This window comes from Edaphobacter bradus (genome assembly GCF_025685645.1).
In the GTDB taxonomy this organism is placed as follows: Bacteria; Acidobacteriota; Terriglobia; order Terriglobales; family Acidobacteriaceae; genus Edaphobacter; species Edaphobacter bradus.
The window spans coordinates 1210088-1223686 of the sequence record NZ_JAGSYF010000001.1; the positions used below are offsets into that span (position 1 = coordinate 1210088).

8 protein-coding genes and 1 riboswitch are annotated in these 13599 nt (G+C 57.4%); of the genes, 1 reads left to right on the top strand and 7 read right to left on the bottom strand.

From position 1 onward, the window contains the following. Window positions 1-3: 3 nt before the first annotated feature. The 6 genes from OHL16_RS05155 to OHL16_RS05180 all read right to left on the bottom strand — a co-directional run bounded on the left by OHL16_RS05155 (window position 4) and on the right by OHL16_RS05180 (window position 8892). Window positions 4-1569 carry a hypothetical protein gene (locus tag OHL16_RS05155; protein WP_263365989.1) on the bottom strand — a complete coding sequence of 522 codons (1566 nt, stop codon included), beginning with the start codon at window positions 1567-1569 and terminating at the stop codon, window positions 4-6. After that, window positions 1476-2696 (bottom strand): hypothetical protein, encoded by a 1221-nt coding sequence (locus OHL16_RS05160; RefSeq protein ID WP_263365990.1) that lies wholly within the window; start codon window positions 2694-2696, stop codon window positions 1476-1478. The genes OHL16_RS05155 and OHL16_RS05160 overlap by 94 nt, the downstream gene beginning before the upstream one ends. Before the next feature lie 134 nt (window positions 2697-2830). Further along, window positions 2831-3850: a ribonucleotide-diphosphate reductase subunit beta gene (locus OHL16_RS05165; RefSeq protein ID WP_263365991.1), complete on the bottom strand. Its 1020-nt coding sequence runs from the start codon at window positions 3848-3850 to the stop codon at window positions 2831-2833. Between the two features lie 12 nt (window positions 3851-3862). After that, window positions 3863-6250: a ribonucleoside-diphosphate reductase subunit alpha gene (locus OHL16_RS05170; protein WP_263365992.1), complete on the bottom strand. Its 2388-nt coding sequence runs from the start codon at window positions 6248-6250 to the stop codon at window positions 3863-3865. Window positions 6251-6347: 97 nt separating this feature from the next. Then, window positions 6348-6541, bottom strand: a riboswitch (cobalamin riboswitch). 96 nt (window positions 6542-6637) lie between these two features. Then, on the bottom strand, window positions 6638-7858 hold the full coding sequence (locus tag OHL16_RS05175; RefSeq protein WP_263365993.1) for a Gfo/Idh/MocA family protein: 1221 nt from the start codon (window positions 7856-7858) through the stop codon (window positions 6638-6640). After that, window positions 7855-8892 (bottom strand): FAD:protein FMN transferase, encoded by a 1038-nt coding sequence (locus OHL16_RS05180; protein WP_263365994.1) that lies wholly within the window; start codon window positions 8890-8892, stop codon window positions 7855-7857. The genes OHL16_RS05175 and OHL16_RS05180 overlap by 4 nt, the downstream gene beginning before the upstream one ends. 242 nt (window positions 8893-9134) lie before the next feature. Here OHL16_RS05180 and OHL16_RS05185 point away from each other — a divergent pair, with 242 nt between their 5' ends. Then, window positions 9135-9719, top strand: coding sequence for a peroxiredoxin family protein (locus OHL16_RS05185; RefSeq protein ID WP_263365996.1), 585 nt, complete (start codon window positions 9135-9137; stop codon window positions 9717-9719). 154 nt (window positions 9720-9873) lie between these two features. On the opposite strand, the gene OHL16_RS05190 is transcribed toward OHL16_RS05185, so the two are convergent. Then, the gene (locus tag OHL16_RS05190) at window positions 9874-13329 is read right to left on the bottom strand and encodes a TonB-dependent receptor (protein WP_263365997.1); all 3456 of its coding nucleotides are present in this window, start codon (window positions 13327-13329) and stop codon (window positions 9874-9876) included. Window positions 13330-13599: the final 270 nt, after the last annotated feature.

Genomic DNA, 13599 nt, shown 5'->3' on the forward strand with positions numbered 1-13599 from the left:
CGGCTACCGGACCTCCGCATCAAACACGCCCGTCTCCACCGCCCCGCCATGCTTCATCTGGATGAAGACGCGGTACCGTCCCGGCGACGGGAACCCATAGGGAAACTCCACCACGGGCACAATCGGCCCGCTGTCCATTGGCATCTCCATGCCCGGCATGCCTGCCATCTCCTGCTGGCCGCCGTTGGCAAGCATCATCGCCGGCATTGCCGCTGACCCCTCTGGATGCGTGTGCGCAAAGGCCGTCCCATCGGTCTTCACAAACGCCGCATGTCCCGCCATCCCCAGATACGGCTCCATATCCATCGCAGGTTTGCCATCTGGCCCCACCAGTCGGAACCGGAACGCATAAGCAGAATTCGCGGTCAGCTCCGCAGGCTTGTCCCATGCCATCGTGTATCCATCCGGCAGCTTATAGACCGGCCCAAGTTCTCCCTGCGAGATCCCCGGCGGCCTCGCCGAAGCATCATCCGCCCCCAGCACAGCCGTTGGCGCCCCGTCTGGAACCACCAGCTTCGCCGTCAGCGTCTCCGGAAAGCCGCTCCGATGCACGATGTCGCCATAGATCCGGTATTCGCCTGCTGGCATCGAGGGCAACGTCATGCTCAGCCGATCGTCTCCCACCGGCTGGGGGTGCAGATGAAACACCGCATCCATCTCCGGCCAGCGGATCGCATACAGATGCATCAGGTGCCCATGGTCCGGCAGCAGCCCGTCCATCGACTCCGCCTTCCACCGCTGCCTCTTCTCGCTGTAGTCCCCGAAGCTCAGATCGAGCGTGCTGCCGTGCAGCACAGGACGCAGCTCCATCGGCCGATAGATATCTGCCGCGTAGTTCGCAGCCTCAACCCTCCACCACTTGTCTCCCGCATAGATCATTAGCCCGGCAAGAACCAGAGCCACCATGCTCGCAATCAGCGCTCGACGACTCCTATCTGGCGTCGGAGCCGCGCCCGGGGCCAGCCGCGACTCCCTCACTGCCGCGCCCACAATCCCGGCCATTCCCAGAGCCAGAATCAACCCCAACACACCCAGCACAATCCCCAGCGAACGTTGCATCGGCAGAATCGAGAGCGGAATCGCCGGCACCGGAACCCCAGTGGCCGCTGCTCCCGCCACCCCCTCTACCTCGAATCGTACCTGCCACGAGCCCGAAGCCATCAACCACAGCGACCCCGTGAAAAAAGCCGGGTCGTCCGCCGACACCTTCATCGCGTCCGCCGTAGGAGGATGCCTCGACGCCTCGCCGGTCAGCGGAACCGGCGTAATCCTTACCGCGCCCACCTTCGGCCCCGTCGTCCGCACCTCGATCGTCGCGACGCCGGGAATCACCTTTGGCATCCGCACGGTTACAAACAGCTTGTACGGCCCCGCATCAACCTGTTCGAAGACATCCTTGTTGCCGACGTGCGCCCACCCCGGCGCCGAAAGCCCACCCACCATCAGCAGGAAGATAAAGACCCGCAGCGCCATCCTCATCGCTGCACGCCCCGCATCCACCTGCCAAACGCCAATCCAATCCATGTCGAGATCGACGCATAGACCGCCACCCGCACAAGCCCGAGCCACACCGTCATTCCATGGTCAGGCTTGAAGAACTGCCGAAGCCGGTCGAAGCCCCCAGGCCGCGAGTTGTAGTCGAAGTAGATCGTCCCGAAGAACCTGTTCGCGCTCGCCTTCGACATCAGGAAGTTGGCAAACGGCCACTCCACCAGTGTCAGAACCGCGACGAACACCACGCCCGAGGCCAGCGCAATCTGCCACGACTTCCATTTGCGGGCACGCTGCCACAGCAGATCGAGCGCCAGCGCCGGGACCAGAATCAGGATCGGGAACTTCGCCGGAACCAGATGCGTCACTGGAAAGTACACCGGCCCCAGCTTCGGCTGCGCCGGAACCAGCGGCAGTATCAGAATCTCGCTGATGACAAACACTGTGTACACCGCCGCCGTGGCCGTCGCCGCCCAGCGAGACCGCGAGGCCTGCGACAACGCCGCGAACAACACCGGCAGCCCGATCCCCATCGCGATATACGCCGAGACCTGGTGCAGCATCACGTCCCACGTGTACTCCTGCAGGAAGAACATCTGGCCGCCAACCATCAGGCCGCCCAGATACAGAAAGAGCATCTGCAGCCGCCTGAAGCTCCCTGCCTCTGCTCCAGCCGCCGAGTCCGTCGCAGCACGATTCATCGCCGCCAGAATCAGAAACAGCATCCCGACCGCCACCGCGCGGATGCCGAGAATCAGCAGCGTATGCGGCGGACTGACGATCTTCACATCCAGCCCATAGGCGTTATGCCACCAGTTATCAAACGGAGCCGACGTAAGCATCGCCACGCCGCCCCATCCCGCCAGAAACACCCCCATCGGAGCCCGCAGGCCGAAGAGGCTCACTGAAACATCACGCATGCTCTTGTCTCTGCCGAACGTGCACTGTATCGCAAGCCACAAGCCCACAATCCCCGCGAGCACACCGCACGCGTAGATCGCCAGGTGCGCTGGCGTCCAGAAACTGTCTCGGCCAATCGACCTATGCCAGGACACGTCCCACGCCCCGCCAATCGACGCCGACGTAACCGCAAGCACTCCTGCCCACACGTACCAGGGGACTGCGGCACTTCGAGACTGGACCTGCGCTGCTTCCCCCACAGTACTGGGGACGAGTACCCTCGGTTGATTTGCGGCAGTCGACATAAGCCCTCCGCCAAACGTAGGTTCACCCATCATACGAGCATGGCCACACCTTCGACTGCAGGGATGAAAAAAGCCCCCAATCTTTCATCCCGGCGTAGCGACCAGCAAGTTCGAATGACGCAACTGCTCAACAGCTAAAAGTCTTCGTTGAAACCGACTTCCCCCGCGACGGCAACCTGGTAAGCCGAAACGCGCCGCTCAAAAAAGTTGGCCAGTTCCTGCACGTCCTGCAGTTCCATGAACGCGAAGGGGTTCTTCGATCCGAAGATCGGCTCCATCCCAAGCCTAGCAACGCGCGAGTCTGCAACATACTCGAGATATTGCTTCATTTCTCGGACGGAGAGACCAGCAACTCCGCCCGAAAGAAGATCCTCGGCAAACTGCAGCTCACAGTCGACCGCCTCCTTCATCATTTCGACGACGTCCTGCTCCAGCTTCTCGTCGAACAACTCTGGATTCTCGGACCTCACGACATTAACCACCTCAAAAGCAAACTCCAGATGTGCGCTCTCGTCGCGAAACACCCAGTTTGTCCCTGCCGCAAGACCATTCAAAAGCCCGCGCGAGCGCAGAAAGTACACATACGCAAACGCCGCAAAGAAGAACAACCCTTCAATGCAGCCAGCGAAGCAGATCAAGTTGAGAAGAAACTGCCTCTGCTCGTCCGTCGTCCGCAGCTCATCAAGCTTCTGGATCGAATCCATCCAGCGCATGCAGAACTGCGCCTTCTTCGTGATCGACGGAATATTCTCGACCGCGGCAAACGCTGCCGCGCGGGCCTCCGGATCAGGCACATAGTTGTCCAGCAGCGTCAGGTAAAACTGCACATGCACAGCCTCTTCGAAGAGCTGGCGCGAAAGGTAGAGCCGCGCCTCAGGCGAGTTGATGTGCTTGTACAGATTGAGCACGAGGTTGTTCGAGACGATGGAATCCCCTGTCGCGAAGAACGCAACCAGCCTCTGGATAAGGTGAATCTCTGCATTCGTGAGCCGCGAACGAAGATCGACCAGGTCGGTCGAGAAGTCGACCTCCTCCACGGTCCACGTATTGCGAATCCCGTTCTTGAACATCTCAAAGAACACGGGATAGCGCATCGGACGCAGAGTAAGTGAAAGGCCCGGGTCGAGGATGTACTGCGGCGACTGAATCGACATGAAAAATCTCCGTTACTGACAGGCCTCGCAGGCCTCAGGGTTGTCGAGCGAGCAGCTCACGCTGGCGCTAATGGAAACAGTGGTGGATGGCTGCGGCACCGTAGTCTTGGCAATCCTCGTCGCCGGCCGCGAACGCAAATAGTACGTTGTCTTGATTCCGCGCTTCCACGCGTACATGTACATGGAACTCAAGCGCCCGATGTTCGGCGACTCGGCAAAGAGATTCAGAGACTGGCTCTGATCGACGAAGGCTCCGCGGTCCGCCGCCATGTCGATCAACGACCGCATCGGAATCTCCCAAACGGTCCGATAGACCGTCTTCACCTCATCCGGAATCTCTTCGATGCTCTGAATGCTGCCTTCGGCCAGCTTGATGCGCGAGCGAATCGCCTCAGACCATAGACCCAACTGCTTCAACTCACTTACGAGGTACCTATTAACCTGCATAAACTCGCCCGAGAGCGTCTCCCGCTTGAACATATTCGAGACCTGCGGCTCAATGCATTCGTAGCAACCAACGATCGAAGCAATTGTCGCGGTTGGGGCAATGGCAATCAGAAGCGAGTTGCGAAGACCGACCGTCTTCATTCGCTCGCGCAGACTCTCCCAACGCGCAGAATCAGGTGGTGCAATGCTCCATAGATCGAACTGGAAATGCCCCTTAGCCGCGCGCGTCTCCTGAAACGCCGCGTGAGGGCCATGCTTCTCCGCCAGGTCGCACGATGCACAGAGAGCGTGGAAGTAGATCTCCTCTTGAATCTTCGCCGAGAGGGCTCGCGCTTCGGCTGAGTCAAACGGCACTCTCAACTGGAAGAACACATCCTGAAGCCCCATCACTCCAAGCCCAACCGGCCGCCAACGGCTGTTGGCAGACGCCGCCTGAGGTACAGGATAGTAATTGATGTCGATTACTCGATCCAGCATCGGAACCGCATGCCGAACCGTCGCCGCAAGTTTCACAAAATCAAACACGCCATTCTCAACATGCCGCGCGAGATTGATCGACCCAAGGTTGCAAACCGCCGTCTCTTCAGACGACGTCACCTCCGTGATCTCGGTGCACAGGTTGGAGAGATGAACGATGTTGCCATCAACTCCCGTCTGATTGCACTTCAGGTTGCAGGCGTCTTTGAGGACCATCCACCCGTTACCGGTCTCGGCAAGGGTCCGCATCATCCTCGCGTAAAGGTCCCGCGCCTTGATTTGGCGTACGAACTTCCTCTGCTCCTCCGCCTCGATATATGCCTTTTCGAAGGCCTCCCCGTAAAGATCGGTGAGGTGCGGCACTTCCTTCGGATCAAACAGCGACCACAGGCCATCTTCGTCAGACCGGCGCATGAAGAGGTCGGGAATCCAGTTCGCGAGATTCAGATTGTACGTGCGGCGCGCCTGATCGCCCGTGTTGTCGCGCATCTCGAGAAACGACTCGACGTCGGCGTGCCATGGCTCCAGGTAGACGCAGCAGGCACCTTTGCGCTTTCCGCCTTGATTCACTGCAGCGACAGAGGCATCCAGCGTTCGCAGCCAGGGGACGATCCCGTTGGAGAGCCCATTGGTCCCACGAATCAAAGAACCTTCCGATCTCACTCGATGAAAGGCCAGACCAATGCCCCCGGAAAACTTCGACAGCATCGCTATCTGCTTGTAAGCGTCATAAATGGATTCAAGCGAATCCTTCGGAGAGTCGAGCAGGTAGCAGGAAGACATCTGAGAGTGCTTCGTTCCACTATTGAAGAGCGTCGGCGAGCTCGGCAGGTAGTCATGCGAGGCGAGCATCTCGTAAAAGCCGACTGCCTCACTCACACGCACAGAGAGTCCTGCGGAGACACGCATAAAAAAGTACTGCGGCGTCTCGATGACCTGCCGTGTTATTGGGTGCCGTAGGAGATAGCGGTCATACACCGTACGCAGTCCGAAGTACTCGAACCGGTCAGAAAATCGATCGTCAATGGCATTGTTGAGCTTTCGCGTATTTGCAGCGACAAATTCGGCGGTGTCTTTTGAGATGACTCCCTCACGATGTCCTTCTTCAATCGACTGCGAGAAGGAGTAGATGTTCTGACCTGCCACCTCTTTTGCAATTGTGGCCAGGAGTAGCCGAGCGGCAAGCCGCGAATACTCGGGCTCTTCCGCGATGAGCGCAGCCGCTGTCTGAATCGAGATGGAGTCAAGCTCCCGCGTGCTGGCTCCATCGAACAATCCGCCGATGGTCTTGCTCGCTACGCGAATCGGATCGACATGAGACAACCCCTGGCAGCACCGCTGCACGGCCCGAACGATCTTGTTTACATCAACGGGCTCGAGCGTTCCGTTGCGCTTCCTCACATGCATCTGAGGCGCTTCTTCTGCGAGGGGAAAGTTTGGATCGAGGTCGGACAGCGTAGTTTGCAGCGTAGCCATGGAGCATCCTTGTGCTCCAAAGGTACGGATGGAAGACCGCTCAAAAGCAAGCCGCGATCACCCCACCCTCCCCTCGGAGGTGCGTGAATTCGTGCCCTTTCGGCACGGCCTCATGGCAGGTCTTCGGACTTCGCAGGCTACCTACTTGATCCGGTTTCCCAGCTCTCGAAGAGCCAGTGCCTTGATGGATCGTTCGCTCCTGCTTACCGCTGCGGGGCAGTTCCGGACTCTCACCGGATTCCCTTTTCACCTGACCCAAGAGGACCAGGCACCGTGAAGTGAACTCACTATAACAAGGGCCAGACAGGGGGTCAACATCAATATATTGGGGTTATCACGCAGATATCCACACGTCCCTCCCGACACAATCAGGGGCGACGAAATCTCTTATGTCGCCCGCAGAACCTCCAATTCACGGCGTTCCTTGAGAGACTGATTGGCCGTCACAACAGCAAGAGCAGCTCCCAACCCCGCGCGAACATCGGCAACGGGACGCTGCCCCGTCCGTACACACTCGATAAAGGCCTTGCATGCGGTCGCAGTTGGATCTTCGACAACGGGAATATTCAGCTTCTTCCCCTGACCGCGGTATGGCATCTCGCCGCCGGCGCGATAAGAGGCTCCTGTAGTGATTCCCTTCTCCGTAACCAGAGCGTTTGCCGGTAACTGAGCCGCGCGCGTTGGCTCATAGTAGAACTCCGCATCCTGCAGCGTCAGGTTGAGACTTCCCTTGGTTCCGTACAGCCATAGTTGGTCGCCCATCATTGCATTGTTCGTCATCGAACTGAAGACAAACCGGCGGCCCTTTGAGTAGGAAAGGATTGCTTGTACGTTATCGTCGTTTTCGCGCCCGTCGTGATACGCAGCCACGCTTCCGGTTGCCAGCGCTGCCTGGGGAGTTTCACCAAACACCCAGTTCGCAATATCGATATGGTGCGAGCCCAACTCAGACAACAACCCAAGGGAGTACTCGTTGTACAGCCTCCAGTTGATGAGCCTCTCAAGAGAGGGATCGGGGACCGGTCGCCTCCAATCGCTGTTGCGATGCCAATAACCGTAGACGTGCGTCACGTCACCGATCTCGCCCTGATGCACGCGTTCAATCGTCTTACGAATCCACGGCGCATACCGGTACTGGTGCCCGACCTGATAGATCTGCTTCCCTGCGTCGACGGTCCGCACAATCTCCTGCGCTTCGTCCACGGTAAAGGCCATGGTCTTCTCGCCGTAAACATGCCGTCCGCTCTTGAGCGCGGCCACAACATGCTGCGAGTGAAAGCTCAACGGAGTAGCCACAACAAATGCATCGATATCCTTCTGGTCGAGCAGGCTGCGATAGTCGCTGTAGGACGGCACATTGTATCCGCACACGCTGTTCAATTCAGCAAATCGCGGAGCGTAGACGTCTGCAGCACCTACGACGGTGACTCCTGGCACACGTAGAAAACTCCGCAACAACTCTTTCCCGCGACTGCCTGGGCCAATGATGCCGAGACGAACCGGAGTGGCCGACTCCTTTGACAGCTCTTCCTCGGCAATAGCGGCAACGGTCTTCGCTCCTAATGCAGCAGCCGATATTCCCTGGACAAAACTACGCCGACTCATCATCGCGCTCTATCTCCTTCTTTCTTGCTTTGGCTAAGTTTAACTGGTTGTGGCCACTGAAACATACTGTAGGCGGGCGAGCGGGGCGTTCCGGAAACAATCAAACCAGATGAATGCGGATACGCTTGTAACACAGATTTGAACCCAGCCTTTCCCAACACAAAGGTCGCCGTAGAAAGAGCATCACTGTCCGTTGCTGAGGGCGAAAGAACCGTCGTCTGAAGCATGCCTTCCACGGGGCTCATCGTACGCGGGCTAAGAATGTGGCAGTACCTATGGCCATTTTTGATGAAGAACTTTTCTGTGCAGGCCCCCGTGGATAAGGAGAGGTCTTTCAACACAACCTTACTCAGCACCCTGCCAGCATGTGCCGGATCGGGCACATTGACAGGCCAACCATCGGCGCCAGGGGGAGATCCCAGACCATAGATGCTGCTCGACCCAGCCGAGATCAACGCTGCGCTGATTCCCTGTTGCCTGAGAAGCTCCACCACTCGATCGACGGCATAGCCTTTACCAATACTGCCTGGATCGAGTTCCATATTCACGTGGTTGGTGAAAAATACCGTCCGGCGTGACGCATCCAGCTGGATATAGCGCCATCCCGTCTTCTTACGCAGCGCTGACAACTCATCGGCCGACGGGATGCGTCCTTTGTTGAAGAAAAAACCCCACGCACGCATCAAGGGTCCAACCGTAATGTCGAAAGCCCCATCGGATCGTTTGCTGGCTTCTACGGCTCTCTCGATGAAGGAGAACGTCTCGGGGTCTGTCGTGACCGGTGCTGCTCCCGCCTCGCGACTTATTCGTGACAGTTCGCTCGTCGGCCGATAGTTGCTCAACAGATCTTCAATCCTGTCGACCTCCTCGAAGGCTAGCTCCAGCGACCGCTCTGCGCTCTCCTGGTCGGGCGCATATAAGTCGATGGTGAACTCCGACCCCATCGCTTGGTGCACCTCATGGTACAGCGCCAGCGGCCCGGCTTGAGCCACCCCCACTCCCTGGCACACCGCAGCAAATCCCGCCAGCAACGCCACCGCGTACAGCACCCGAGTCACAGCACAAACTGCCCTATCAGCCACAACCCATTGTGACATAAACGCCCGCGGGTGGTCAGACCAGCAAGGAGGCGCTGGTCGCGTTGTTGCAAAGTGTAAAGACCTCTGAGAAGCAATCGTCGATCTGTTACCTATTCCGACGATTCGACTCAGATATACATCACCGGGCGAAGTGACATTCTCCTTCACCTGTATGAACAAGCAAACGTCCTGGAGGGGTTGTGAACCAACGTAGCTTATCGCTTATAGCAACGGCACTAACATATTTTTCCCTATTCCTCGTCTCTCCAGCCTCCGCAGTAGCTGAACCCCCCGAAGTTGGAAGCAAGGCCCCAGACTTCACGCTTTCAACTCCAGATGGACGCGCCATAACCCTGTCGGAGCTGACGCCAAAAGGCAGAGTCGTCCTGGTCCTCCTTCGAGGATTTCCGCATTATCAATGCCCCTACTGTCACAAGCAGGTGTACGACTTTCAGCTCCATGCCGATAAGTTTGCCGCGCTTGAGACTCAAGTCCTCTTCGTGTACCCCGGCCCCCCTGCCAAAGTGGACAAAAAAGCCGAAGAATTTCTGACCAAGCAAGATAAGCTATCCGGCAATCTTTATCTGGTAGTCGATCCTGACTACAAATTTACAAACCAATATGGCCTTCGCTGGGAAGGCTTGTTCGAAACAGCCTATCCATCTACATTCATCATCGACCGAAACCGCACAATCCTCTTCCGAAAGATCAGCCATTCTCACGGCGACAGATCTACATCTGAGGAAGTGCTTGCAGAACTGACGAAAAGTGAATCCCCCCACTGAATCCAGTCGAGATCCGCAATTCCATTACGCCAAAATGGTCGGACCCTCCACATCAAGAAGTGGAGGGTCCGATCACTTTAACCTGTGGAACCTATAAAGGCCGGCGGTTGCTTTCGCACTCGCCGGCCCTGTTAGACCAACTGGAGCTTCACACCTAGAAGGTGATGCGTGCCGAAGCCTGCAGACTGCGTCCTCCACCAACGCCGTTCACGCTCCCCTGTCCGCTACCCAGAGTGCTCGTGACCTGACCGAAGTTCCCGGCGGAAGCGAGGCTAGCGTTCGGATTGTTGAACTGAGGCGTATTGCTTAGCTGGAAGGCGTCGAGACGAGTCTCCAGAGCTGCCTCTCTCCAGACGGGGAAGCTCTTGAAGAGCGAGATGTTGTCCTGAATGTAACCAGGTCCACGGAACTGATTCCTGCCTGTGTTGCCGAGACCGACGTTCTGTGGGGTGCACGGTACAGGGTTCTGTGGCGTTGAGGTTGGGCAGCCGCTCGGCGGAGTGAACGCCGTAACGTCAAACCAATGCGTATTGGTGCCGATTCCGTGAGTGACCTTATAGGGACCAGTGAGGCTTGCGGTCTGCGTCGTCCCGGGAGTATTCAGGCTGCTGCCACTCGCAGTAATGGTAAATGGCGATCCAGAGACTACCGAGATGATGCCCGAGAGCTTCCATCCGCCAAGCGTGAGAGCTGCGATACCCGAATTGAGGCGGTTGTGGCCGCGCCCGAACGGTAACTCGTAGGTGAAGCTCTGCTCATAGTTCAGAGCCCTGTCGTAGTCAGCCGGCGCATAGTTTCTCCGCTGGTTGATAAAGAATTTAAGCCCTCCATCATCGCCGTCCATGTAGTTCAGTCCCTTGCCCCAGGTAAAGGCGGTCGTAAACGACAGGCCGTTCGAGAACCGCTTGTTCAACTGGGTCTGAAGCGACTGATAGTTGGACGAAAACCCTTGGAAGATCAACTGCGTCGCGGCGGTACGCCCAAACGCGATGTTCTCCGGCTTCTGTGCCGCGCCCCCGCCATAGGTCGAGGGATTATTGATGTCCACGTTGCCCCCCAAATTCACGCCATGGTTCGCCACGTAAGCCACCTGGAGCGACATATTGTAGGGAAGAGCCTGCTGCACAGCTACATTCCAGGACTCGACATAAGGGTTCTTATAGTTCTGCGGGACTACAAAGTACTGCTGCGCCAGCAGCGTCTTCGTGTTCGCCGGGATAATTCCGTTTGATGGAATCGGCACGGGTACTGGAGCAGGAAAGCCTGCCTGGAAGGTCGCTGTAGTCACTCCATCGGCCAGCACAGCGGCCGTGTAGGGGCTCGTTCCGGCGACGTTGTAGCTGTTGTTGGCTCGAACAGGATAGTTGTAGGCGTAGTTGTTATCCGGAAAGGGAGTATAGCTGATACCAAATCCTCCACGAATCACGGTTTGGTCCGTAGCCCGGTAAGAGAAGCCTGTGCGTGGCGCGAAGTACCGATATCGCGTCTGCATTCCAAGGTTGGATGGATTGCTACCAACACCGGCGATCACCAGATTGTTGTTCACCGGATCATAGTTCGAGAAGCCACCGGCGGTCTTCGGTGTGGCCGGCGGGTAGAACTCCCACCGCACTCCCAGGTCCACCGTCAACTTCGATGTTGCCTGCCACTTGTCGCTGGCAAAGGCGAAGAACCACCACTGCCGGTAGGCCGGAAAGTATGTGTTCACATCGCGGCCCACCTGGCTTGGAAGATCTAGCAGAAAGCTAGCGATATTGTTGGCGATATTCGTACCTGTGCTCTTTACATCCGAGGTTTGTGAGTCGCCGAACTTGAACACTCCGCGCGGGCTGAAAGTCTGGTCCTGCAGCAGGTCGTCACGCACCCGTCGAAGATCCACACCAGCTTTGACCGTATGATTGCGGATCACCTTCGTCCAATTGTTGACAAAGTCAATATTCGCTTCGCCGCGAATCCAGGGAACGGAGGCCGCGTACCCGATCAGGTTATCGCTAATCCCTCCGCCGTTCGTGATTCCCACCTGACCGCTGGTGAACTGGTTGATGTTGACGCCGGGAATTCCCAGCGCCGTCGCGTCGCTGGAGCCATAATCGCTTGGCTGCGCATTATTGCGCAGGTGGGCAACGCCAAATCGCACCTCGGTGAACAGCGTAGGCGAAAAAACGTGGTCGTAATTTACGCCCGTGCTGTAGGAGGTCTGCTTGCCAGTCCCCTGGAACGCGCCGCCGATGGGACCGCCGAGAAATGGGCCAAAGGCAGGCGCCTGAAAGGTATTGACCCGCTGGAAGCTATAGCGCCCGCTGATGTGGTTCCTCTCGTTCAGCGTATAGTCGATCTTCGTGTCAAAGCTGTCCGTAGTCTTCGTGAACGGTCGGGTTGTCGTGTAGTTGTTGGCTGGATTCGACAGCGGCAGCGTGGAGTTCAGCTTGCCGTACTGCGCCGCCGCCGCGTTCACCTTCTGCAGAATCGCCAGCGACACCGGGTTCACACGGCTGAACGGAATCTGGTTGTTCGCAAACGGTGTACGCGGCGTGTTCTTGCCGTCTCCCGTTTTCGGATCATATACGATTCCGACCTTTCTGCCTTTAGGATCCAACGTTACTGCCGGGCTAAGGTCGATGAAGCCCTGAGCGTTCGGAGTAAAGTAGCGAGCATCGGGAATCGTATACGTACCGGAGACCAACTCGTGATCCGACGAGCGCAGGTAGTCCCCGAAGAAGAACAGCTTGTCCTTCAGGATCGGACCGCCAATACTGCCACCAAAGTAGTTGTAGGAAAGATGCCCCAGATGGGGGCCAAAGTATGAACGCGCATTGACAGCATTGTTCTGGATGAACTCAAACGCTGAGCCGTGAAATGCATTCGTGCCCGACTTCAGAACGACGTTCGTCACCGCGCCCGTCGCGCGTCCCATCTCAGCTTCAAAGTTGTTCGTCGAGATGTCGACTGATTGAATCGCATCTGCCGGAGGAATGATGATCTGCAACAGCCCGGTCCGCTCATCGTCGTCGATGCCTTCGATCTGATACAGGTTCCCGTGCCGCGGCAAGCCATTAACCTGCGTCTGCAATGCGCTCTGGGCATTGAAGAATTGTGAATGCTGGAACGTCGCTGGCGCAGTGCCCGGAACCAGGTTCAACAGGGACTGGAAGTTGCGGTTCGATCCCAGCGGAAGCTCTGCAACCTGACGCGTCTCGATCTTCGTACTGATATCGGCGCGGTCGGTCTGGAGCAAAGGCGGCGCAGTTGTCACCAGAACCTCTTCGTTCACACTGCCCGGCACAACATCGAAATCGACGCGCGTTGTAGAGTTCAACAGCACGTCGATGTTCTCGTGGGCGACCTTCTTGAATCCGGCCGCGGTGACCGTCACCGTATAGCGGCCCGGCGGCAAACTTGGAATGGTGTAGTTGCCGGTATCATTCGTCACCGACTCGTATGTCGTGCCAGTACCGGTCTCAGTCGCTGTTACGGCAGCCCTGACCACTGACGCGCCGGTGCTATCCTGAACCGTTCCCACCAGCGAGCCGCTTACGGCCTGCCCGAACAACATAAGCGTTCCTGAGACAAAAAAGAGGCACACTGCTAGAACAACGATCTTTTGCTTCACTCCGACCTCCCGGAAAGAAATACAGCTTTCGAACTCAGCCTGAAACGTAGCTGCTTTATTGTTTGGAGAACGAACGAACGCTAGCACTTCTGCGCAAAACAAGTCAAACACAAAATACGAGGCACCATCCTCTTGACAGCAACACCTAACGCTGGACGCCAAAGATGATCGCCATTACATTAGCGCAGCATCACTTTATCCATACGCCCAGAATCTGCTTATCATGTGGTTGTTACCGCAGCTTGCTCAAGAGATTTCGAAATTTCCGCT